Consider the following 20667-nt stretch of genomic DNA (forward strand, 5'->3'; position numbering starts at 1 on the left):
CGCCGCACGATCCATAACCTAGTAGCGGGCCGTGAACTTCAGCGTGAAGGTCCGCGGATTGCCGTAATAGACGGTGCGGATGTTGCCGACGCTCGAGAATTCCTGGCCGTCCGTCTTGTAAGCCTTGTCGGTCAGGTTGTTGGCGTAGAGCCCAAGCGAAAGCTTCTTCGTCTCATTCTCCCAGGCGACACGGGCATCCTCGACCCAATAGCCGTCCTGGAACAGACCTTCGATCTTCGTGTCGGTGTTCACGAAGGTATTGTCGACCGCCAGCGCCTGCTTGCTGCGATAGCGGGTCTGACCGCCCAGCGTGATGCCGCCGCTGCCGCCGAGATCGAACGTGTACTGGGTGCCGAAGCGCACCGTCCACTTCGGCGCGAAGGCCGGAGTCTGGAACGCGCGACTGCCGTTGAACGCGGTGAAACGAACGTCGTCGAACTCCTTGTACTCGGCGTCCAGGTAGCCGATCTGGCTGTCGATCAGCAGGTTCTGGATCGGCGTCCAGGACGCCTCAAGTTCGGCGCCCTTGATGTTCATCTTGCCGGCGTTGAGAACCGACAGCTTGGGGGCGGGAAGGCCGGTGACCGGATCGGTGTCGAGACCCGAGACGCGCGCCTGGAAGTCCTTGTAGTCGTTGTAGAAGATCGCGCCGTTCAGGCGGAGCTGCTTGGCGACCGTCGTCTTGAAGCCGGCTTCGTACGACCAAACCGTCTCCGGATCGTACTTCGTCGATTCTCCAGGCGTGTTCGCGCGGCCATTGAAGCCACCCGATTTGAAGCCCTTGGCGACGCGGGCGTAGACCATCGTGTCGGGCGTCGCCTGCCAGTCGAGGCTGACCATTGGCGACGTGTCGTTCCACTTCCCCTTCGGCGGCGCGAACACGTAGGTCGAGTTGAACGCCGGCAGCAGGGAGAAGAAGGTGCTGGTCGTCCGCCAGTAATCCTTCGTCTCCTTGGTGAACCGAACACCGGCCGACAGGCGAACGTTCGGCACGATCTCGTAGCTGCCGTTTGCGTAGCCGGCGTAGCTCTTGGTGTTGAGCTTGTCGTCAATCGTACGCAGGAAGCCGCTGTTCAGGAAGAGCGGGCCGAGCAGGTCGTCGGCATAAGCTTCCTGATGCGAGTCCACGTTCTCGTTGAGGTAGTAGAGACCCGCGACGCCGTTGAACCTGTCGCTGGTATAGGCGAGCTGGAATTCCTGGCTGAACTGATGCTGGTCGACGCCGACGAAGACGTCGCCGACTTCGTAATGCGTGGCATCGATGTCGATGTAGTCGTCGGTCTTGAGGTTCCGGTACGCCGTGATCGACTTCAGCGTCACGTTATCGGTCACGTCGAAGGCGGCCGTGCCGGCGAAACCGTAGTGCTTCAGCTTCGTCGAGTTCGGCAGGCCGGGCGTGGTCTCGCCCTTCCAATTATATTTGCCGGAGCCGACCGGGTCGGTGACGACCAAGGTTCCGCCCGAGAAAGTCGTCAGGTTGTTGACCGGGCGCCCGACACTGAGCGCGGCATCGTCTCGGCTGTAATCAGCCGTCAGGTCGATGCGGATACGGTCCGACGGAGTGAAGGCGACTGCGCCGCGCGCGCCGAAGGAATCGCGGTCGTTATATTCGCGGTCGTCGAGGCGATCCTCGACATAGCCGTCGTGCGTCGAGCGCATGATCGAGACGCCGACAGCGACGCCATTAGCGATCGGGCCCGAGATGTTTCCGCGCAGGTCGAACTGCTTGTACGAGCCGACGGAGGCGCTGCCCTCGGCGCGGAGCTCGTCGCCGGGCTTGCGGCTGACGAACTTGATTGCGCCGCCGATCGTGTTCTTGCCGTAGAGCGTGCCCTGCGGACCGCGCAGCACCTCGATGCGCTCGACGTCGAGCAGATCGAGCTGGTTGCCGCGGATGCGCGAGAGATAGACGTCGTCGACATAGACGCCGACGGCTGGGTCGAACGTCTGCAACGCGTCGGGCTGGCCGATGCCGCGGATGAAGATGTTGGTCGCATTCGACGAGCCGCGGCCCTGCACGATGTTGAGGTTCGGCACTGCACCCTGCAGACCGGTCGTGTCCGTCGCCTGGATGCGGTCGAGAGCGCGCTCGTTGAAAGCGGAGATGGACGACGGGACGCGCTGGATACGCTCGTCGGTACGACGCGCAGTGACGATCACGTCCGTCGTCGCCGTGTCCTGGCCTTCGTCGTTGGTGGCTCCGGTCGCGTCCGGTGCGGGAGGTTGCTGGTTCGCTTCGGCAGTGGTCTGCTCGGCGGTCTGCGCCCAGCTGGGTGTGGCGATTGCGAGGCTTGCGACACCTGCAAGCAGCAGGCGGCCAAAACGGTCAGCGCGGATCATCTATTTCCCCTCTCCCTCGGCGCTAATATGATTGCGCCCGGTCCGGTCTTGCGTAATACTGAAACCTGAACCGGCTTTCATGTTGCATGAAGAAACGGGACAGACAAGGGGGGATGCTTGGCGCGAATCCGTGAACGAAGCGCTGATGCGCCCGCGCAACAGGAGAGCGCTGCGAGCGACGGGAAGGCGCCGCGTACCGCGCGCGGCGAACGCACGCTGCGCAAGATCCTCGACGCGGCGCTGGAGGAGTTCGGCGAAAAGGGCTTTTCCGACGGCTCGATCGTCGGAATCACCAGCCGCGCCCGCGTCGCGCTCGGAACATTCTACACCTACTTCGACAGCAAGGAGGCGGTGTTCCGGGCGTTGGTCAAGGACATGTCCGCGCAGGTCCGCGACAATGTTGCACCGGCCCTGGAGCAGTCGACGGATACACTCGACGGCGAGCGTCGCGCGCTTCAGTCCTTCCTGGAATTCGTCGCTACGCACCGGCAGGTTTATCGCATCATCGACGAGGCCGAGTTCGTGGACCCTGACGGGTTCCGCAAGCATTACGAAACGACAGCCGAGCGCATCGCCGCGCGCCTTCAGGCCGGAAAAGACAAAGGGGAGGTGAACGCCATCGATTCGAAGCTCGCGAGCGAGGTCGAAGCTTGGGCCATCATGGGCATGAACGTCTTCCTCGGCCTGCGCTTCGGGGTGTGGAGCAAGGAGGATCCGGAGGAAGTCACTCGCGTTGCCAACGGCCTCATTCGGCGCGGGCTGGAGCCCTAAGTCAGCGACTTCGCCAAGGCGACGAACGCGTCCACGTCGGCTTCGTCATGATAGATCGCCAGCCCGATGCGGAGGACGTCGCCGCGCACGTCCGTAATGCAGTTGCGCGCCTTGAGCTCGTTGGACCACCGCTGCGCCTCAGGTGAACGAAAGGCGAGAAATCGCGCATCGCCGGGCCGGTTGAGCCGCTCCGCTGAACCGACGCTCGTTCCCGCAAGCCGCTCGAGCAGAGCTTCTTGAAGCGCTTCCACATGAGCGGAGACACGCCCGGTCGTGAGGCCATTCGCCTTCAGCATCCGCTTGATCGCGTTGAAGCGGTACAGCCCCGACGCGTCGAACGTCGCGCCCATGAAGCGCATCCCGTCCTTGCGATAACCGACGGAGCCCGGCGGCAGCGTCAGATCCTCGAACTCCGCGAACCAACCCGTGATCCGCGGCCGCTCGCCGAAGCCCGGCGGAGCATGGAGAAAGGCGCAGCCCTCCCCCGCCATCGCATATTTATATCCGCCGCCAAGGTAGAACGCCGACCCGGGCGCGCTTCCGGCGAATGGCCGCTCGAGTGCCATGAACGCGTGATAGCCGTCGACGACGACCCACGGTCCTTCCGGCCGGCTCAGCTCCGCCAGTTCCTCGACGCGTTCGAAGCGCCGGCCGCTCCCGAACAGCACCTGGCTGACGAAGATGAAATCCTGCTCGCCGCTGCGTGCGCGTTCGAGGAAGCGGTCGGAGAAGCTGTCAAAAGGCTCGGCAGGAACGCGCTCGATCGTTGCCGCGCCGGCTTCTTCCCACCGAGCGAACTGGCGCCGCGCGCTGTGGAATTCGCCATCGCTGGTGAGCACGCGGATCGGCCAGGTCGACGTTGCCGCCGCGAACAGGCTGACGAGCAGTTGATGCGTGTTCGGAGCGAAGACGAGCGCTTCCGGCATTCCTGTGCCGAGCTCCGCTGCGACATGGCCCTGCGCTTCGGGCCAGACCTCGTCCATGATCCGGTCCCACTTGCGGTCCGCCATCCGCGCCGCGTCTTCCCAGCATTCGACTTGTCCATCGAAGCTGGCGTCGGGCCAGAGATGGTGGCTGTGCGCGGCGACGTGCAGGCGCGTGGGGTCGGCGCCGAGGCTCCGCGAAAACAGATGCTTGAAACTCAAAGCTCGGTTCTCAGCGACCACAATTCCGGAAACACGCGCTTTTCGAGCGTGGCGCGGAGATAGGGCGCGCCGGCCGATCCACCCGTCCCGGGACGGTTGCCGATAATGCGCTCGACCGTCAGCACATGCTTGTGCCGCCACGCAAGGAGGGCGTCGTCGATGTCGACCAGCTTCTCGGCCAGTTCGTACAGTTCGAACCAGCGATCGGCGTCGCGATAGACCTGCAGCCAGGCGCGGCTGAGCGCCTCGACCGAGCGGTCGCCGACATCGAAGCCCGCCCGTTCGAGCGCTCCAATCGCTGCGTCGCGAAGGCTCGGCTCCTCAAGCGCGCGCTGAAGCCTTGCGCGCTCCACGCTGCCTTCCTCGTAATGATTGACGAAGTTCGGCTCCTTGAGCCCAAGGCGAAACTCGATCTCGCGGAACTGAGCGGATTGGAAGCCCGACGACGTGCCCAGCACGTTGCGGAATTTGAGATAGTCGACCGGCGTCAGGGTCGAGAGCACGTCCCACGAGAGGGTCATGACGGCCTGGATGCGGCTGATCCGCGCCATTGCCTTGTACGCCTCGCCCATCCGATCCTCGCCGACGAACGGGATGGCCAGCGCCAGCTCGTGGAGAAGCTGCTTCATCCACAGCTCCTTGGTCTGGTGGATGACGATGAAGAGCATTTCGTCGTGGAGCGGCGACAACGGCTGCTGCGCCGACAGGAGTTGGTCGAGCTTCAGATAGTCGGCATAGGTCATGCCGGCGGGCGTCGCGGTCATGGGAGAGCGCTTACGGCAAAGGCCATAAGCTGCCTAGATCGGCCTTACTGGCTGCCCGGAAGGCCCGGCTGGCGGATCGTCCCGATGTTGCCGAACAGCTCTTCGAAGAAGCTCTTGCTGCGGCCGAGCGTCGGAGTCTGGTCCTTCGACGGCTTGATCGCGGCGATCAGGGCCTCGTCGGTCTGCTCGACCGAGGCGACGTTGCCCGCCCCGTCGAACCGGATGTGCAGCACCGTCTGGTCTATCGTTTTCGGATTGCGGAAGGCGAAGGCGCGGGTCTCGCGAGCGACATAATACCAGTCGTTCTGGTCGAACGTGCCGGTGAAGGTCGGCAGACCGAGCGTCTTTTCGACCGACGCCTTGTTGTCGGTTCCGACGGCCACGGCCGTGGTCAGCGTCTCGTCCATCACATAGCCGCGATGCTCGCGCGTGCTGAGGCCGCAGCCGGCCAGAACCGCCGCGCCCACGAACATCGTCGCAACCTTAACAACCGCAGACTTCATGATTGGACCTTCTTCCCTTCGAGCCGCATCGCTTGCGCGAAGGCGACCGCGCCTCAATATGCGGGGCGCCCCAGGAGGCGCAAGCCCAAGTGCCCGAACCGCAATCGAATGAGGAGTCCTATGTTTCGCCGCCTGTTCGCAAGATTAACGGGCGAGCCCCAGCGCGGGCAGGCGCTGTTCAACCTCGCAGTGACCGAGGCCCGGCCGACGCACTGGTTCCTCGAAGGTGGCGTGCCCGACACCGTGAACGGACGATTCGCCGTGCTCGCCACCATCGTGGCGCTGATCACCGTTCGCCTCGAGAGCGCGGGGCCGGAAGGCGCAGAGGCCACGGTCGCGCTGACGGAGCGCCTCGTGGAGTCGCTCGACACCGAGATTCGCGAGATGGGCGTAGGCGACCCGACGCTCGGCAAGCAGGTTCGGAGGCTCGTCGGTTCGGTCGGAGCACGGGTCGAACGATGGCGCAGTGTCATCGGTCAGAAGGACTGGGGCGACGAAGTTCAACTCAGTCTCGATCTCGACGAGACGGTCGGCGCGCGCGCCGTGGCGCATGACGAGAACGCGCTTCGAGACCTGTGGAGGCGTCTCAGCGAGTCGAGCGTTGAGCAGCTGGCCGAAGGGAGGACTGCATGAGCGACGATTTTGCGCACCGCCTCCCGCTCAACCAGATTCGCGACGGCGAACGCATCGATCTGTCTGCCGACGAAGGCGAGCGCGGGCGAATCGCAGAGCGGTTGGGACTTCCGGCACTCGATTGCATGAACGCCCATGCCGCGCTGGACGTGAAGGGCGAGATCGTGCGCGTGCGTGGGCGGCTCAAGGCCAGCCTTTCGCAAAGCTGTGTCGTCACCGGCGATCCCGTCGAAGCGCATATCGACGAACCGTTCGACATCTACTTCCTGCCCGAGCCGACACAGTCGACGCCCGACGAGGAAGTGGAGCTGGCGGAATCGGACTGTGACGTCGTCTTCCACGACGGCGCTACGATCGATCTTGGCGAGGCGATTGCCGATACTTTGGCGCTGAGCCTCGATCCCTATCCGCGCAGCGCGGGCGCAGAAGCGACTCTAAAGGAAGCGGGCGTGCTCACCGAAGAACAGGCTGGTCCGTTTGCTGCGCTCGCCAAGCTGAAGCGGAGCGACTCCGACCAGCCCTAGAAGGGGACGTCGTCGTCCAGGTCGCTGTCGAACGCCGCCGGTTGCGGGCGCTGCTGGCGCTGCTGCGGCTGACCGCCGCCGCCGAAATCCTCGCCGGCCCCGAAGTCGCGGCCCCCGCCGCCACCGCCGCCCTCGCGGCCGTCGAGCAGCACGAGTTCACCGCGGAAGCGCTGGAGGACGACCTCGGTCGTGTACTTGTCGTTGCCCGACTGGTCGGTCCACTTGCGGGTCTGGAGCTGGCCTTCGAGGTAGACCTTCGAACCCTTGCGCAGGTAGCTCTTCGCGACGCGGCCCAGGTTCTCGTTGAAGATCACGACATTGTGCCACTCGGTACGCTCCTGGCGGTTGCCGTCGCGGTCCTTCCACTGCTCCGACGTAGCGATGCGCATGTTCACGACTTCGCCGCCGTTGTTGAGCGAACGGGCCTCCGGATCCGCGCCGAGATTGCCGACCAGGATCACCTTGTTCACGCCCGCCATTTCGACCTCCTTGATTCTGGAGGCCAGCTATAAACCGAGCGCGACCGCCGTCCAGTAGGTTGCGCCCGCCGCGACATAGGCGAGCACGAAAAGGTAGCTCACCATGAAGAGCGGCCACTTCCAACCGTTCGTCTCGCGGCGGGTGACTGCGATCGTCGAGATGCACTGTGGCGCGAACACGAACCAGGCGAGGAAGGCCAGCGCGGTCGCCAGCGACCAGCGGCCGCGCAGCTTGTCCTCGAGCGCGACGTTGGCGGAGGCGTCGTCGCCGGAATCGATCGAATAGACGGTCCCGATTGCGCTGACGGCGACCTCACGTGCCGCCATGGCCGGCAGCAGCGCAAGCGAGATATCGCGGTTGAATCCGATCGGCTTCACGACCTGGTAGATGCCGTCGCCGATGTGACCGGCGATCGAGGCTTCTACCTGGCTTTGTCCCGGCTTCGCCTGCGGGAAGCTCGCGAGAGCCCACAGCAGGACCGTTGTTCCAAGGATGATCGTGCCGGCGCGCTTCAGGAAGATGACCGCACGCTGATAGAGGCCGATGACCACGTCCTTCAGCAGCGGCATCTGGTATTTCGGCAGCTCCATCATGAATGCGCCGCCGCCACCGCGCGTAATCGTCCGGCGCAAAGCCAGCGACGCGAGGAGCGCTCCGGACACGCCGGCGATGTAGAGGCCGAACATCACCAATCCCTGCAGGCCGATGCCGTAGCCGACGCTGCGATCGGGAATGAACGCCGCGATGATCAAGGTGTAGACGGGAAGCCGCGCCGAGCAGGTCATCAGCGGCGCGACCAGGATGGTGGTCAGGCGGTCCTTGGGATTGTCGATGGTGCGCGTGGCCATGATGCCCGGCACCGCGCATGCGAAGCTCGACAGCAGCGGAATAAAGGCACGTCCCGACAGCCCCGCGCCGTGCATCAGCTTGTCCATCAGGAAGGCGGCGCGGACCATGTAGCCGCTCGCTTCGAGCAATAGGATGAAGAGGAACAGGATCAGGATCTGCGGCAGGAAAACGATTACCGCCCCGACCCCACCGAGCACGCCGTCGACGAGCAGCGATCGGAGCAGCCCGTCAGGGAGCAGGTCCGTCACCCCTTGGCCGACCCACGCGACGAAGCTTTCGATCCAGCTAACAGGCACTTCGCTCCAGGCGAAGACGGCCTGGAACATGACGAAGAGGACGGCCGCGAGGATCAGCGGCCCCACGACCGGATGCAGAAGAACGGAATCTAGCCGGTGGGTCCACAGGCGGACGGGGCTTTCGCGAAGCACAGCCGCCTTGGCGATGTCGCGTGCCCTGCGCTGCAGGCGGACCAGGTCCGACGGCGCATGCTCGTGCACTCCGCAACGCGGCGAAGACAGCATGTCGTCGAGCGCCGCCTGCAGCTCGGCAATGCCGCGGCGGCGGACGGCGACGGTCTCGATCACCGGAACGCCAAGTTCCGCCTCGAGCACCTTCGCATCGAGCTCCAGCCCGTCGCGCTTGGCAAGGTCGACCATGTTCAGAGCGACGATCGTCGGCAGGCCGAGCTCGATCAGCTGCAGTGCGAAACGCAGATGGTTATCGAGATTGGAGGCGTCGACGACGATGACTAGCGCATCCGGCGCACGCTCGCCCTTCTGTCGGCCGAGAAGCACGTCGCGCGTCACCGCTTCGTCTGGGCTTCCCGGTTCGAGGCTGTAGCTGCCGGGAAGGTCGACCATCTCGACCGGACGGCCGTCGGCGAGCACGAGCCGCCCGGATTTCCGCTCGACGGTGACGCCGGGGTAGTTGCCGACCTTCTGACGCGCGCCCGTAAGTGCGTTGAACAGCGCGCTCTTGCCGGCATTCGGGTTGCCGGCGACTGCAACCAGCGGAAGGGGTGTCATGCCGGGCCTATGCGGTCGGGATCACGCGGACGGCGCGGGCGTGGGTGCGGCGGATCGCGACGGTCATGCGCCCGACGCGAATTGCCAAAGGGTCGCGGCCGAACGGGCCAAGGTGGAGCGGCTCGACCGTCACGCCCTCATCGAAGCCGAAATTGCGGAGACGGCACGCCTCGCTCTCTTCGAGCAACGTCCAGTCGATGGACACAATGGACGCGCGCGTGCCGACCTTAAGCTGGTCGAGCGAAACCGACTCCGGTTTGAAGTGCGCGGTCATCTTGCAAGTGATTATCAATAACGGCGCACTTTGGAAAGTGAACTAGCGCGCGGGGTAGCGCAGGCGGCCGAGGAAGCGGCTGACGCTGAAATGCTCCTGTCCGCTCCATTCGTGCTTCAGCTTCTCGATCTTCATCACGTCGTCGATGCGGCGATCGAGGAAACTGGACGTCTCGGCAAAGCCCGGAGTTTGATCGTCGAGCCACACGAGCAAAGTCGACGCATAGACTCCGCCAAGCATGAGCCGCTTGGTGTAGTGATTGTAGTCGGTGCTGGTGTCGCCGGCGATCCGCCACATGACGTCCGCCGTGCGCCAGCCGGTCTTGAGCCCCGTCGGCGCATTCTGCGGCATGGCCAGGACGGACAACGCACGTCGAACAGCTTCGCGTGCGGGTTCCATGATCTCCAGACGCTTCCAGACGATGGCGCGGATTTTCTCGCGGATCTTCAGGCCGTCGAGGCGCTCGGGCGTGAACCAGTCTTCCAGGGCGCGGTCGACGCCGCGGATGTAGAGGTCGATCTTGCTCGCCTGATCCTTCGGCACCGCGAGCTTCGCCTGACCGGGATCGATGCCCAGCTGGTTCGCTGCCGCGTCGACCGCTGCAGCGGTCCAGCCGTCGAACACCGCATTCTCGCCGATCGGCAAGGCGATCTGGCGCCGGATCTGCTCAAGGTGACTCGGCTGGTCGTCCATGGGCACTCAACTCGCGCCCTCCGTCGCGGGTTTCAAGTCCCTGGCTGGCAAGCGCACGAGGATCAGGGCCGCCGCAATGGCGAAGGCGCCGATCCAATCGAGCGGCTGCAGTGTCTCGCCATACACTGCCCAGCCGACGAAAGCTGAGATGGCGGGCTGAGTCAGCAAGGTCAGTCCGACGACCAGCGGCGACAGCCCTCCGATCGCATAGACGAGCAGCCCCTGGCCGATGACTTGACTGCTAATCGCCAGAATCACCGCGAAGGTCCAATCGTCGGGGATGATCTTCTCGCCCAGCAGGATGGAGAAGGGCAGCAGCATGACCGCGCCCATCGCGCTCGACAGGAAGAGCAGTGGCAATGGCGCCAGCTTCTCGCGGGCGCGTTCGACCGAGATGAGATAGCCGGCGTAGAGCAGGCCCGCAGAGAGGGCGAGCAGGTCGCCATGGAGGTTGCGGGCAGACAGCTCGGCGCTGCTGCTCATCAGCAGGATGGCCCCGAGCGCAGCCAGGATGAGCGCGGCCGCCTGGATGGGCGACGGCCAGCTTCGCGCCAGCCAGAGCCCCCACCCCGCGAAAGCGAAACTGGCGACATTGCCGAACAAAGTCGCATTGCCGAGCTTCGTCATGTGGATGCCGACGTGCCAGGCGGCGAGGTCCGCTGCGAAGAAGAAGGCGGCGAAGGCGATGACGATGCCGAGCGCCTTGCCCGGCCAATGCACGGGCTGCCCTGCGAAGCGCGCGATTGCGAAAAGGAAGGGCAGCGCCAGCGCTAGCCGCCAGAACCCCGCCGCGACCGGGCCGACGCCCGCGAGGCGAACGAACCATGGGCCGAGCGCGAGCGCGCTGCTGCCGACGAACAGGGCCGGAAAGGCGAACGGATGATGATGCTTCGGGCGAGCCACTGGCCGCGCCTAGGGCCTGCGCACGAAGCTTGAAACCCCGAAGCGCAGCGCCGCTCGATAAATCAGGCTTATGGCTGTCGAGGCCGATTTGAATTGAAAGCGAACGGCCCAAACCTATTTGCGCGGCTGGCGCTGGGGAGCGTCGCATTGGAAGGACTCAAATGGCTGGTTTGTTCGATCCACTCGAGCTTGGTGCGCTCGACCTCCCCAACAGAATTGCGATGGCGCCGCTGACGCGCGCCCGTTCAGGCCGCGAAGGCGTGCCGAACGATTTGATGGCAGCTTATTACGCGCAGCGAGCCAGCGCGGGCCTGATCATTTCCGAAGCGACCGGCATTAGCCGCGAAGGTCTCGGATGGCCGAACGCTCCGGGTCTGTGGAACGACGAGCAGGTCGATGGCTGGAAGCTCGTGACCGGGGCCGTCCACCACAACGGCGGACGCATCGTCGCGCAGCTCTGGCACATGGGCCGTCTGGTCCACCCCGATCTCGGTGGCGGTCAGCCCGTCAGCTCTTCAGCAACGACTGCGCCTGACTTTGCGCACACTTACGAGGGCAAGAAGCTCTACGTCGAAGCGCGCGAAGCCACTCGCGAGGACATCCAGCGGATCATCGGCGACTATGTCACCGCAGCACGCAACGCGATCCGCGCCGGATTCGACGGCGTCCAGATCCACGGCGCCAACGGCTATCTCGTCGACCAATTCCTCCGCGACGGAGCCAACTTCCGCACCGACGAATATGGCGGCTCGATCGAGAACCGGCTTCGCTTCGTCACCGAGGTGCTGAAGGCGGTTGGCGACGCGATCGGGATGGACCGCGTCGGGATCCGCTTCTCCCCGAACATCTACGTCCAGGGCGTCGAAGACAGCGATCCGATCGCATTGTTCACCGCATTGGCGCAGCGGCTTGAAGAACTGAAGGTGCCGTGGATCGAGCTCCGCGAGGCGCATCAGCCGACGTCCGCGGGCGCGATCCCGACCGCGCCCGTCAGCCCGGCGATCCGCGCGATCTATTCGGGCAAGATCCTGGTCAACAGCGACTATGACGGCCCAAGTGCGCACGCGCGGATGGCGGAGGGCATCGCCGACGGGATTAGCTTTGGTCGACCCTTCATCTCCAATCCGGACCTCGTGCACCGCATCGCCATTGGCGCGCCGCTGGCGCCAGGAGACGTCGGCACATTCTATGCCGGCGGAACCGAAGGCTATGTAGACTACCCGGCACTACAGGAAGCGAAGGCCGCCTAGGCCCCGTACTTCTCGCGAAGGTCGTAAAGCGAAAGGGCGGCGCGCGCAGCGTGGCCGCCCTTGTCGCCCTGCTTGGGATCGGCGCGGACGATCGCCTGCTCCTCATTCTCGACGGTGAGCACGCCATTGCCGATGGCGAAGCCGTCGACGGTCAGGTCCATCAGCGCGCGTGCGCTTTCCTCCGACACGATCTCGAAGTGATAGGTCTCACCGCGGATCACCACGCCCAAGGCCACGAAGGCGCAGAAGCGCCCGCTCTTTGCGGCCAGCGCAATCGCCGCGGGAAGCTCCAGGGCACCGGGGACGGTAATCGTCTCGTGCTTGTGACCCGCGGCTTCGATGGCTGCCCGCGCGCCTTCAAGGAGCATGTCGTTGAGCTGCGGATAGAAGCGCGCCTCGACAATCAGGATGGTCGCCATGACGTCAGGCCTGCCGCTCGATGGCGCGTTCCTCGACGATCTCCAGCCCGTACCCCGCGAGCGCCACAGGCGACTGGTGCGTGTTCGTGAGCAAGATCATCTGGTGCACTCCGAGCGCGGCCAGGATCTGCGCACCGATACCGTAGCTTCGAAGCTCGTGCCCGCCTTCGGGCGGCTTGCCCGAGCGCAGATCGGCGGAGCGTGAGAGCGAACCCGGCGCAGCGGCGTGCAGCGCGACGATCAAGCCTGAACCCTGCTGCTCGATCATGTGCATGGCGCCCTGGAGCTGGCCCGAACGCGGGCCGGCCTCGCCGAGGACGTCGGCGAACAGGTCGAGGCTGTGCATGCGCACGAGCACCGGCTTGGTCGGGTCGAGCGCACCGTGGACGAGTGCGAGCTGCTCCTCGCCGGTCGCCTTGTCGCGGAAGACCTGCGCCTGCCACTCGGCGCCGCTCTTCGCCTTGAACGCGGTCGAGGCCGAGCGCTCGACCATGTGGTCCTTCTTCAGACGGTAGGCGATGAGATCGCGGATCGTGCCGATCTTGAGATTGTGCTGGCGCGCGAAGTCCATGAGGTCGTCGAGGCGCGCCATGGTGCCGTCGTCGCGCATGATCTCGCAGATCACGCCACTGCTGTTGAGACCGGCCAGACGGGAGATGTCGACCGCAGCCTCGGTGTGACCCGCACGGACCAGAACGCCGCCGGGACGCGCCACGAGCGGGAAGACGTGGCCTGGAGAGACGATCGAGTCCGCTCCATGCGAGGCGTCGATGGCGACGGCGATGGTTCGCGCGCGATCGGCAGCGCTGATGCCCGTCGAAATGCCCTCGCGTGCCTCGATGGAAACGGTGAAGGCGGTCTCGTTGCGGCTGCGGTTGTTGTTCACCATCGGCTGCAGGCCGAGCGCGTCGGCGCGTTCCTTCGTCAGCGCGAGGCAGATGAGGCCGCGGCCGTGGCGGGCCATGAAGTTGATCGTCTCCGGAGTCGCCATCTGCGCGGGAATGACGAGGTCGCCCTCGTTCTCGCGGTCTTCATCGTCGACGAGGATGAACATGCGGCCGTTGCGGGCCTCGTTGATGATCGCCTCGGCGCCGACCAGCACTTCGTTGTTGCCGCGCTGGATGAGCTTTTCCAGCCGCATCAGCGTATCGGCCGTGGGATTCCATTCCGTCGAGCCCAGCTTGCGCAGCGAATTGGGGTGAAGGCCGGCAGCGCGGGCCAAAGCGGCGCGACTGACCTCGCCGGTTTCGATGATGGCATTCAGCCGATCCATAAGATTCGTGCTCATGGAGCGGGCATATATCACACTCGAGTGTGATAAAAAGGAGGAACAGGCGTGTTCCTATTGTGCGCGGGCCGCAATCATCCGATCGAGATAGCGGGCGATCACGTCGATCTCGACATTCAGCTGTTTGCCCGGTGCGAGCGCGCCGAGCGTGGTCTCATGCACCGTGTGCGGGATGATGTTGACGGAGAAGTGAGTCCCATCCTCGGCATCGCGAACTTCGTTCACTGTCAGCGACACGCCATCGAGCGAGATCGAGCCCTTCTGCGCGATCGCCGGCGCCAGGTCGCGCCCGACGCGGATGCCGATCTTGCGGGAATCACCTTCGGGGCACACGCCGATGACTTCACCGACGCTGTCGACATGACCGGTGACGATATGACCGCCGAGCTCGTCGCCCATGCGCAGCGGCCGCTCGAGGTTCAGGCGCGCACCCTGCTTCCACATGTCGGCAGCGGTCCGTGAGACCGTCTCTGCGGAAACATCGACCGCGAACCAGTCCGGGCCCTTGTCGACGACGGTCAGGCAGACGCCCGAGCAGGAGATGGATGCGCCAAGATCGACTGTGGAGAGGTCGTAGCCGGTGCGGATCTGGAGCCGCAGATCGCCGCGCTGCTCCGCGCTGATCACTACCCCGACGTCGGTGACGATGCCTGTGAACATGGCCGCGCCCTAGCGCACCCGCTCGTAAACTTCGAGACGGTCGACGCCGAGGCGCCTGCCGTCGCTGGGCGCCCAAAGACCGTGCGCGTCCGCGATGGCGTCGAGGCCGACATAGCCGAAACTGGACTTGCCCTCGCCGACGATGATCGGCGCGCGATAGATCAGGATCCGGTCGACCAGATCGGCCGCCAGGAATGCCGTCGCGGTCGCCGATCCCCCTTCGACGAGCAGATCGTTGACGTCATGAAGTCGGTACACATCCTGCGGAGATTGCAGGATTTCCCATCCGTCGACCGCCTCGCCGTGCGTCAGCAGAGCCCGGCGCGGCGACCAGTCTTCGAGCCCCGGAAGGCGGACGTCCAGGCGCGGCGCATCGGCTTGGTAGGTGCCGCGGCCGACGAGGATCATGTCGGAATGCGCCCTCTCCAGATGCACATGCGCGCGCGCATCTTCCCCGGTGATCCATTTGCTCTCGCCGGAGGGGAGCGCGATCTTGCCGTCGATCGACAGGGCCAGCTTCAGCGTGATGCGCGGGCGGCCGAGCTTCAGCCGCGTCAGCCAACCGGACAGCGATTCCTCGGCGGCCCTTCGACCCACGCCCACCTTCACGTCGATGCCCGCGTCGCGAAGTCGCATGATCCCTTTTCCGGACGTGCGCGGGTCGGGGTCCTTCATTCCAACGACAACGCGCGCGGGCTTGGCCTTCAGCAGGAGGTCCGTGCAGGCAGGGCCACGAGAGCTCTGGTGTGTACAGGGCTCCAGCGTCACGTACACCGTGGCTCCGGTGGCCTTCCTCCCGGCCTGTTCTAGCGCAGCCGCCTCGGCGTGTGGCCGGCCGCCAGCCGCCGTTGCTCCTCGCCCGACCACCCCGCCATCTGCGGAGACGATCACGCAGCCGACGTTCGGATTGGGCGCGCTTCGCCCGCGAGCGGCTTCGCCGAGCCGCACCGCTTCGGCTATGAAGCGCCGGTCAGCGCTCACATTCCGAGCTGCTTTTCCAGCTTCTGGAATTGCCGTTGCTTTTCTTTGGCGTAGGCGTCGCGCTTCGCCTGGTCTTTCTTCTGATCGGCGATGATCTCCGCGTCCGTGCGGTCGGCCGACCAACTCTCCGCGTAGACGACCTGCGGCGGGGGCGCGGTGTTGATCTTCGAATCGACCAGGAACTCGATGACGATAATGGTCGTCACGAGGACGGCGAGCAGCGCGCCAATCACCTGCTCACGGCTGCGCTGGCGCATGAAGGCGCGCAGGTCGCTGAAGGCCTCTCGCGGTCCAACCGGCTTAGGAAACCATCCCATGTGGACGAATGTAAGCGCTGCATCGTGCCAGTGCTAGGGAGCGCCCAGAAGGTACAATGCTGGCGCCCTCCGGCCGGATTTGAGAAAATTATTGCTCTAACAGCACCGTCCGCAGCAAGTTCGGCGCTTTTTGGATCCGACCACTTGCAAGTTCACGGTGCAGAGTGGGATTTGGACGGCGTCCGGTTTCTGGAGCACGCGCGCTCTTGAGGAGATTCTTCTCATCTGTGCGTCGGTCTTGATCCGGCGAAACTCCCTAAGGCCCCGGCAGCAATGCCGGGGCCAATCCGAAGATCAGGGAGCGGGGGAATTCAGCAAATCAATGCGGAGGAAGGAAGCACAATGAAGTCATTTCGGATCGTAGGCGTTGCGATCGCCGTAGCGGCGCTGACCGCCTGCGGGGGGAACAAGGCCGAAGAGAACGTCGCCACGGAAAACCTCTCGCTCGAGACGGAGAACCTCGACGTCAACGCCACCGACCTCAACGCGGTCGACGTGAACGCGGTCGATGCGAATGCCACGGTGGGCAACGAGTCGACCGAGAATGCCGTCGACGCGAATACGGCTGCCGCGGACAACGCGACGAACGCTCAGTAAGCTTTTCAACTTCGCTGAGGGCGCGGACCGGCAACGGCCCGCGCCCTTTCTTTCGCCTCAGCCGTCCAGCTGAAAGCGCAGCGTGATGACGGTGGTCGAGGCCACCGGACGTCCATCCTCGGTGGCAGGTTTGTACTTCCAGTGCGCGATGAGATGCTTCCGCGCCGAGGCCAGGAATGAGGGATCTACGCGGCCGACCGGATCGACGGCCACGACCCGACCGTGCTCGTCGATAGTCAGACGAAGCTTCAGCAAGGCCTCTTCTTCCAGCCGCCGTTTGTCGTCCGGGTAAGGCGGCTTCACCAGCCAGTCTGGCGTGGCGAAGCGCGCTGTGACGACAACTGGGAGCGGCGGCGGAGGAACGTAGGGCGGGCCCGCGTCGGTCCCGCTTCCCGTCACTTTGCCGAAGTCCGGCGGGATTGGAGTCGTGTCGGTCGTGGGCCGGTCGTCTTGCGTCGGGGTGCTGATGACCGTCTTGGGCTGGTCGATAGTGGACTTGGGGTTTTCGGTCTTGGGCGTCGAAGGCTGCGGGATCGGCTCCGGCGGCGGCGGGAGGGGTTCCGGCCAGAAGTCGATGACGGTCGGCGGGTTCTTGATCCTGATCGGAAGATCCATCTTCGCCGTCATCAGGGCGACGATCGCCGCCGCGTGAACTCCAACGATCAGCATGAGTGCGCGAGGGTGACGGCGCTGGTCGCCGAAACCTGGGGTGGGAGCGTAGACGGGCATACCGGCTCTCCTTCTCTGCGATCATGCAATGTTACATCATTACATTTTTCGAGCAAGAGGAATTGCATCAGCCCTTAGCGGCGGCAGCGATTAGCGCTTGGCGGCGGCCTTCAGCCTCTGGATCGCGCGGTCCTTGCCCATACGGGCGACAAGACCGGCCATCTCCGGACCGCTGTCGCGGCCGGTGAGCGCGAGGCGTAACGGATGGAACAGCTCGCGGCCCTTGCGGCCGCTGACGGTCTTCAGCTCGCCGGTGAGCGCCTTCCATGGCTCGGCAGCCCAGTCGAGGCCCTCCGCGATGCTGGCAGCATCTTTCATCATGAGCCGCTCGTCGTGCGCGAGCTCCGGCACTTCGACATCCCCGTGCAGCACGTCGAACCAGTCGCTGAAGTCGGACAGCCGTTCGAGGTTCGGCCTCAGGAGGATCCAGTCCTCCTCCCTCGCGGCGGCAGGCAATCTGTCAGCGACAGCCGAATGCTCCAGCCGATGCAGCAGGCGTGCGTTGATCAGCTCCACGTCGTGCGGGTCGAAATGCGCGGGTGCTCGCCCGAAGTGAGCAAAGTCGAACCCGTCCACCAACTCCTCGAGCTTCAGGGGCTCAACCGGCTGCGAGGTGCCGATGCGGCCGAGCACATCCAGCATCGCCAGCGGCTCGACGCCTTCCTCCCGCAGATGCTCAGCGCCGTAGGAGCCCAGGCGCTTCGAGAGCTTGCCCTCGGCAGCAACCAGCAACGCCTCGTGCGCAAAGTGCGGCGGCTTCGCGCCCAGCGCCTCGAACATCTGGATCTGCGCCGCGCTGTTCGTGACGTGGTCCTCGCCGCGAACGATGTGCGTGATGCCAAGGTCGACATCGTCGATCACGCTGGGGAGCAAATACAGCCAGCTGCCATCCTCACGGCGGACAACGGGGTCGGACAGCAGCTTCGGATCGAACCGCTGCGGGCCGCGAATAAGGTCGTTCCACTCGATCGGCGCGTCATGGTCGAGCTTGAAGCGCCAATGCGCCTGGCGGCCTTCCGGCACGGGAGCGTCGGCAGCCTTCCGCTCGTAGACTGGCGGCAGGCCGCGTCCGAGAAGCACCTTGCGACGCAACTCAAGCTCCTCGGGGGTCTCGTAGCAGGCATAGACCCGCCCGGCCGACTTCAGGCGATCGAACTGGCGTTCGTAGTTGTCGAAACGCTGCGACTGCCGAACTTCCGAATCCCACAGCAGCCCGAGCCATGTGAGATCGTCGCGAATGGCCTCCACGAATTCCTCCCGGCTGCGTTCGCGGTCGGTGTCGTCGATGCGCAGCAGGAACTTGCCGCCGTTCTTCCGGGCAAAGAGGAAGTTGTGCAGCGCCGTGCGGATATTCCCGACGTGCAGGCGCCCTGTCGGCGAGGGTGCAAAGCGAGTGACGACGCTCATTCTAACGCCGGGTCAGGGTTGCGGTGCCGCCGTTGCCGGATAGCTGAACTTCACGCCCCTCCTTTGAGAAAAGAGCGATGTTCGCTCCCTTCAGCGCCCGCTCGATCTCATTCTCGTTCGTGGTCTGGTTGCGGCCGCAATGCCCCGTCGACATCGGGCTGAACGCGACGATGTTGCCGTCCTGCGTGTAGCTCCAGGCAAAGGTCACGCATTCCGAATGCACCGTGGCTTTGTCGGCGGTGATGCTCGCGGTCATCGGGAAGACCTGCTGCAGTGGCTTTCCGCCCAACGCGGTCACGCTCCACTCACCCGCCAGCGATGGCACGTCTGCCGGCTTCTCCCTGGCAGCGGGCTTTTCGGTCTGGTTGGCAGCCGGCTCGTTCGCCGACGGCGAGCACGCCGCGACCAACAGGGTGGCGATCATCGTCAGTTGTTTCATCGCGGAAGCTCCACCTCGGGTCCGGTGTGGAAGAAGTTGCTGATGGGGTAACGCCGGTCGCGGCCGAAGTTGCGCACGCCGATCTTCACGCCCGGTGGCGCCTGGCGGCGCTTGTACTCTGCCTTGAGCACCAGCTGCTCCATCTTCGCGACCAGTTCGAGCGGCTCGCCCGTGGCGTTCGCCACCTCGCGCACCGACATCTCCTTGTCGATCAGCCCTTCCAGGATGCGGTCGAGGTCGGAGTAGGGCGGCAGGCTGTCCTCGTCCTTCTGATCGGGGCGCAGCTCGGCCGACGGCGGCTTGGTGATCACGTTCGCCGGCATGACCGGACCGTCCGGACCCAAGGCGCCCTCGGGTTTGTTGCGGTTGCGCCAGCGCGACAAGGCAAACACGGTCGTCTTGTAGGCGTCCTTGAGCACATTGTAGCCGCCGGACATGTCGCCATAGAGCGTTGCATAGCCCACGCTCATTTCGCTCTTGTTCCCGGTCGTAAGCAGCATCGGCCCGAACTTGTTCGACAGGGCCATGAGCGCGACCATGCGCAGCCGCGCCTGCAGATTCTCCTCCGCAAGACCAGGCGTCGTTCCCGCGAAAGCCTCCTTCAGCGCCTCGTCGAAAGCGGCCACTCCGGGTGCGATGGAAATGACGTCATGACGACATCCGAGCAGTTCCGCGCACTCGCGCGCGTCGGCCAAACTCTCCTCCGACGTGTACTTCGACGGAAGCATGACGCACCAGACCTTGTCCGCCCCAAGCGCATCGACCGCGATCGCTGCGGAGAGCGCGCTGTCGATCCCTCCCGAGAGACCGAGGATCACCCCCGGAAAGCCGTTGCGAGTCACATAGTCGCGCAAGCCGACGACCATCGCGCGATAGACATCCTCCGGGAAAGGATCGAGCTGATGCTCGGCGCGGGTCCTGCAGAGCCAACCCTGGGGGCCGCGCTGCCACTCGGTCAGAAGCAGCTCCTCCTCCCAGTCGCAGAACTGCACCACGCGCTCGCCGTCGGCGTGCATGATGAAGGAGGAGCCGTCGAACACCAGCTCGTCCTGGCCGCCCACGCGATTGAGATAAGCGAGCGGGAGGCCGGTCATCGTGACGCGCGACCGCACGAGCAGTGCGCGCTTGTCGTCCTTGTCGAGTTCGTACGGGCTGCCATTCGGCACGAGCAGGAACTCCGCGCCCGCATCGGCGAGGTGGGAGCAGACGACGTCCTGCCAGATGTCCTCGCAAATCGGCACACCGATCTTCACGCCGCGGAACTCGATCGGCTCCGGCAACGGGCCCGAGGTAAACACACGCTTCTCGTCGAACGTGCCGTAGTTCGGAAGCTCGCGCTTGAGCGTCCGGGCGATCATCCGGCCGCCCTCGGCGAGGATCATCACGTTGTAGTTGAGGCCGTCCTCATTGTGGATCGAGCCGAACAGCAGAGCAGGGCCGGGCGTCGCGGTCGCGTCGATCAGCCGTTCCGCCGCCTCCATCGTCCGCCGAACGAACTCCGGCTTCAGCACCAGGTCCTCCGGCGGATAGCCCGTCAGCTGCAGCTCCGGCACCATCAGCAAGTCCGCGCCGGCCGCCTTCTCGCGCATCTCGAGGATTGCCGCGGCATTGCAGGCAAGATCGCCAACGCGCTGGTTCATCTGGGCAAGGGCGATCACGAGCCGGTCGGTCATGCT

General features: G+C 64.9%; 23 protein-coding genes. 5 read left to right on the plus strand and 18 right to left on the minus strand.

What is annotated here, in order from left to right:
* Window positions 1–18 precede the first annotated feature (18 nt).
* Complete coding sequence (locus LZ016_RS11915) at window positions 19–2340, minus strand: TonB-dependent receptor (protein ID WP_241447687.1); 2322 nt, start codon at window positions 2338–2340, stop codon at window positions 19–21.
* A 126-nt stretch (window positions 2341–2466) separates the two neighbouring features.
* On the opposite strand from LZ016_RS11915, the gene LZ016_RS11920 reads away from it, so the two are divergent.
* Window positions 2467–3111: a TetR/AcrR family transcriptional regulator gene (locus LZ016_RS11920; protein WP_241448365.1), complete on the plus strand. Its 645-nt coding sequence runs from the start codon at window positions 2467–2469 to the stop codon at window positions 3109–3111.
* Here LZ016_RS11920 and LZ016_RS11925 read toward each other — a convergent pair.
* Genes LZ016_RS11925 through LZ016_RS11935 form a run of 3 tightly spaced genes read right to left on the minus strand, consistent with a single transcriptional unit; the run spans window position 3108 to window position 5523 of the window.
* Window positions 3108–4256, minus strand: coding sequence for an aminotransferase class V-fold PLP-dependent enzyme (locus LZ016_RS11925; RefSeq protein WP_241447688.1), 1149 nt, complete (start codon window positions 4254–4256; stop codon window positions 3108–3110). The genes LZ016_RS11920 and LZ016_RS11925 overlap by 4 nt on opposite strands.
* Complete coding sequence (locus tag LZ016_RS11930; RefSeq protein WP_241447689.1) at window positions 4253–5020, minus strand: tryptophan 2,3-dioxygenase; 768 nt, start codon at window positions 5018–5020, stop codon at window positions 4253–4255. Before LZ016_RS11930 ends, LZ016_RS11925 begins: the two co-directional genes overlap by 4 nt.
* A gap of 44 nt (window positions 5021–5064) precedes the next feature.
* Window positions 5065–5523, minus strand: coding sequence for an outer membrane protein assembly factor BamE (locus tag LZ016_RS11935; RefSeq protein WP_241447690.1), 459 nt, complete (start codon window positions 5521–5523; stop codon window positions 5065–5067).
* 120 nt (window positions 5524–5643) lie between these two features.
* Between LZ016_RS11935 and LZ016_RS11940 the strand changes: the two genes are divergently transcribed.
* Window positions 5644–6156 (plus strand): ubiquinol-cytochrome C chaperone family protein, encoded by a 513-nt coding sequence (locus tag LZ016_RS11940; protein ID WP_241447691.1) that lies wholly within the window; start codon window positions 5644–5646, stop codon window positions 6154–6156.
* Complete coding sequence (locus LZ016_RS11945; protein ID WP_241447692.1) at window positions 6153–6680, plus strand: YceD family protein; 528 nt, start codon at window positions 6153–6155, stop codon at window positions 6678–6680. Before LZ016_RS11940 ends, LZ016_RS11945 begins: the two co-directional genes overlap by 4 nt.
* On the opposite strand, the gene ssb is transcribed toward LZ016_RS11945, so the two are convergent.
* From ssb to LZ016_RS11970, 5 genes are read right to left on the minus strand one after another with little or no spacing between them, the layout of a single operon-like run.
* Complete coding sequence (gene ssb / locus LZ016_RS11950) at window positions 6677–7159, minus strand: single-stranded DNA-binding protein (protein WP_241447693.1); 483 nt, start codon at window positions 7157–7159, stop codon at window positions 6677–6679. The genes LZ016_RS11945 and ssb overlap by 4 nt on opposite strands.
* Before the next feature lie 27 nt (window positions 7160–7186).
* Window positions 7187–9034, minus strand: a complete 1848-nt coding sequence (gene feoB, locus LZ016_RS11955; RefSeq protein ID WP_241447694.1) for a ferrous iron transporter B — start codon at window positions 9032–9034, stop codon at window positions 7187–7189.
* A gap of 7 nt (window positions 9035–9041) precedes the next feature.
* Complete coding sequence (locus LZ016_RS11960) at window positions 9042–9308, minus strand: FeoA family protein (RefSeq protein WP_241447695.1); 267 nt, start codon at window positions 9306–9308, stop codon at window positions 9042–9044.
* Window positions 9309–9350: 42 nt separating this feature from the next.
* Window positions 9351–10001 (minus strand): COQ9 family protein, encoded by a 651-nt coding sequence (locus LZ016_RS11965; RefSeq protein WP_241447696.1) that lies wholly within the window; start codon window positions 9999–10001, stop codon window positions 9351–9353.
* 6 nt (window positions 10002–10007) lie between these two features.
* Complete coding sequence (locus tag LZ016_RS11970) at window positions 10008–10904, minus strand: DMT family transporter (RefSeq protein ID WP_241447697.1); 897 nt, start codon at window positions 10902–10904, stop codon at window positions 10008–10010.
* Between the two features lie 161 nt (window positions 10905–11065).
* Here LZ016_RS11970 and LZ016_RS11975 point away from each other — a divergent pair, with 161 nt between their 5' ends.
* Window positions 11066–12154, plus strand: coding sequence for an alkene reductase (locus LZ016_RS11975; protein WP_241447698.1), 1089 nt, complete (start codon window positions 11066–11068; stop codon window positions 12152–12154).
* On the opposite strand, the gene ribH is transcribed toward LZ016_RS11975, so the two are convergent.
* Genes ribH through LZ016_RS12000 form a run of 5 tightly spaced genes read right to left on the minus strand, consistent with a single transcriptional unit; the run spans window position 12151 to window position 15819 of the window.
* On the minus strand, window positions 12151–12573 hold the full coding sequence (ribH, locus tag LZ016_RS11980) for a 6,7-dimethyl-8-ribityllumazine synthase (protein ID WP_241447699.1): 423 nt from the start codon (window positions 12571–12573) through the stop codon (window positions 12151–12153). The genes LZ016_RS11975 and ribH overlap by 4 nt on opposite strands.
* A gap of 4 nt (window positions 12574–12577) precedes the next feature.
* Complete coding sequence (ribB, locus tag LZ016_RS11985; RefSeq protein ID WP_241447700.1) at window positions 12578–13861, minus strand: 3,4-dihydroxy-2-butanone-4-phosphate synthase; 1284 nt, start codon at window positions 13859–13861, stop codon at window positions 12578–12580.
* A gap of 54 nt (window positions 13862–13915) precedes the next feature.
* Window positions 13916–14521: a riboflavin synthase gene (locus LZ016_RS11990; protein ID WP_241447701.1), complete on the minus strand. Its 606-nt coding sequence runs from the start codon at window positions 14519–14521 to the stop codon at window positions 13916–13918.
* A 9-nt stretch (window positions 14522–14530) separates the two neighbouring features.
* Window positions 14531–15502, minus strand: coding sequence for a bifunctional diaminohydroxyphosphoribosylaminopyrimidine deaminase/5-amino-6-(5-phosphoribosylamino)uracil reductase RibD (ribD, locus tag LZ016_RS11995; protein ID WP_241447702.1), 972 nt, complete (start codon window positions 15500–15502; stop codon window positions 14531–14533).
* Entirely contained in the window at window positions 15499–15819 is a 321-nt protein-coding gene (locus LZ016_RS12000) for a hypothetical protein (protein ID WP_241447703.1), read from the minus strand. The genes ribD and LZ016_RS12000 overlap by 4 nt, the downstream gene beginning before the upstream one ends.
* Before the next feature lie 342 nt (window positions 15820–16161).
* On the opposite strand from LZ016_RS12000, the gene LZ016_RS12005 reads away from it, so the two are divergent.
* Window positions 16162–16416: a hypothetical protein gene (locus LZ016_RS12005; protein ID WP_241447704.1), complete on the plus strand. Its 255-nt coding sequence runs from the start codon at window positions 16162–16164 to the stop codon at window positions 16414–16416.
* A gap of 57 nt (window positions 16417–16473) precedes the next feature.
* On the opposite strand, the gene LZ016_RS12010 is transcribed toward LZ016_RS12005, so the two are convergent.
* The 4 genes from LZ016_RS12010 to LZ016_RS12025 all read right to left on the minus strand — a co-directional run bounded on the left by LZ016_RS12010 (window position 16474) and on the right by LZ016_RS12025 (window position 20664).
* The gene (locus tag LZ016_RS12010) at window positions 16474–17145 is read right to left on the minus strand and encodes an energy transducer TonB (protein WP_241447705.1); all 672 of its coding nucleotides are present in this window, start codon (window positions 17143–17145) and stop codon (window positions 16474–16476) included.
* A gap of 90 nt (window positions 17146–17235) precedes the next feature.
* The gene (gene gltX / locus LZ016_RS12015; protein ID WP_241447706.1) at window positions 17236–18552 is read right to left on the minus strand and encodes a glutamate--tRNA ligase; all 1317 of its coding nucleotides are present in this window, start codon (window positions 18550–18552) and stop codon (window positions 17236–17238) included.
* 1 nt (window position 18553) lies between these two features.
* Window positions 18554–18991, minus strand: a complete 438-nt coding sequence (locus LZ016_RS12020) for an META domain-containing protein (protein WP_241447707.1) — start codon at window positions 18989–18991, stop codon at window positions 18554–18556.
* Complete coding sequence (locus LZ016_RS12025; protein ID WP_241447708.1) at window positions 18988–20664, minus strand: NAD+ synthase; 1677 nt, start codon at window positions 20662–20664, stop codon at window positions 18988–18990. The genes LZ016_RS12020 and LZ016_RS12025 overlap by 4 nt, the downstream gene beginning before the upstream one ends.
* Between the last annotated feature and the right edge of the window lie 3 nt (window positions 20665–20667).

It is taken from the genome of Sphingomonas telluris (assembly GCF_022568775.1).
Taxonomy (GTDB): Bacteria; Pseudomonadota; Alphaproteobacteria; order Sphingomonadales; family Sphingomonadaceae; genus Sphingomicrobium; species Sphingomicrobium telluris.

Bases quoted from the DNA above. Each gene is read 5' to 3' on its own strand.
- LZ016_RS11935 (WP_241447690.1), bottom strand. From the start codon at position 5,523: ATGAAGTCTGCGGTTGTTAAGGTTGCGACGATGTTCGTGGGCGCGGCG.
- LZ016_RS11960 (WP_241447695.1), bottom strand. From the start codon at position 9,308: ATGACCGCGCACTTCAAACCGGAGTCGGTTTCGCTCGACCAGCTTAAG.
- ribH (WP_241447699.1), bottom strand. From the start codon at position 12,573: ATGGCGACCATCCTGATTGTCGAGGCGCGCTTCTATCCGCAGCTCAAC.
- LZ016_RS11945 (WP_241447692.1), top strand. From the start codon at position 6,153: ATGAGCGACGATTTTGCGCACCGCCTCCCGCTCAACCAGATTCGCGAC.
- LZ016_RS12005 (WP_241447704.1), top strand. From the start codon at position 16,162: ATGAAGTCATTTCGGATCGTAGGCGTTGCGATCGCCGTAGCGGCGCTG.
- LZ016_RS12010 (WP_241447705.1), bottom strand. From the start codon at position 17,145: ATGCCCGTCTACGCTCCCACCCCAGGTTTCGGCGACCAGCGCCGTCAC.
- LZ016_RS11990 (WP_241447701.1), bottom strand. From the start codon at position 14,521: ATGTTCACAGGCATCGTCACCGACGTCGGGGTAGTGATCAGCGCGGAG.
- gltX (WP_241447706.1), bottom strand. From the start codon at position 18,552: ATGAGCGTCGTCACTCGCTTTGCACCCTCGCCGACAGGGCGCCTGCAC.
- LZ016_RS11940 (WP_241447691.1), top strand. From the start codon at position 5,644: ATGTTTCGCCGCCTGTTCGCAAGATTAACGGGCGAGCCCCAGCGCGGG.
- LZ016_RS12025 (WP_241447708.1), bottom strand. From the start codon at position 20,664: ATGACCGACCGGCTCGTGATCGCCCTTGCCCAGATGAACCAGCGCGTT.
- feoB (WP_241447694.1), bottom strand. From the start codon at position 9,034: ATGACACCCCTTCCGCTGGTTGCAGTCGCCGGCAACCCGAATGCCGGC.
- LZ016_RS11965 (WP_241447696.1), bottom strand. From the start codon at position 10,001: ATGGACGACCAGCCGAGTCACCTTGAGCAGATCCGGCGCCAGATCGCC.
- LZ016_RS11930 (WP_241447689.1), bottom strand. From the start codon at position 5,020: ATGACCGCGACGCCCGCCGGCATGACCTATGCCGACTATCTGAAGCTC.
- ribB (WP_241447700.1), bottom strand. From the start codon at position 13,861: ATGAGCACGAATCTTATGGATCGGCTGAATGCCATCATCGAAACCGGC.
- ssb (WP_241447693.1), bottom strand. From the start codon at position 7,159: ATGGCGGGCGTGAACAAGGTGATCCTGGTCGGCAATCTCGGCGCGGAT.
- LZ016_RS11915 (WP_241447687.1), bottom strand. From the start codon at position 2,340: ATGATCCGCGCTGACCGTTTTGGCCGCCTGCTGCTTGCAGGTGTCGCA.
- LZ016_RS12000 (WP_241447703.1), bottom strand. From the start codon at position 15,819: ATGGGATGGTTTCCTAAGCCGGTTGGACCGCGAGAGGCCTTCAGCGAC.
- LZ016_RS11975 (WP_241447698.1), top strand. From the start codon at position 11,066: ATGGCTGGTTTGTTCGATCCACTCGAGCTTGGTGCGCTCGACCTCCCC.
- LZ016_RS12020 (WP_241447707.1), bottom strand. From the start codon at position 18,991: ATGAAACAACTGACGATGATCGCCACCCTGTTGGTCGCGGCGTGCTCG.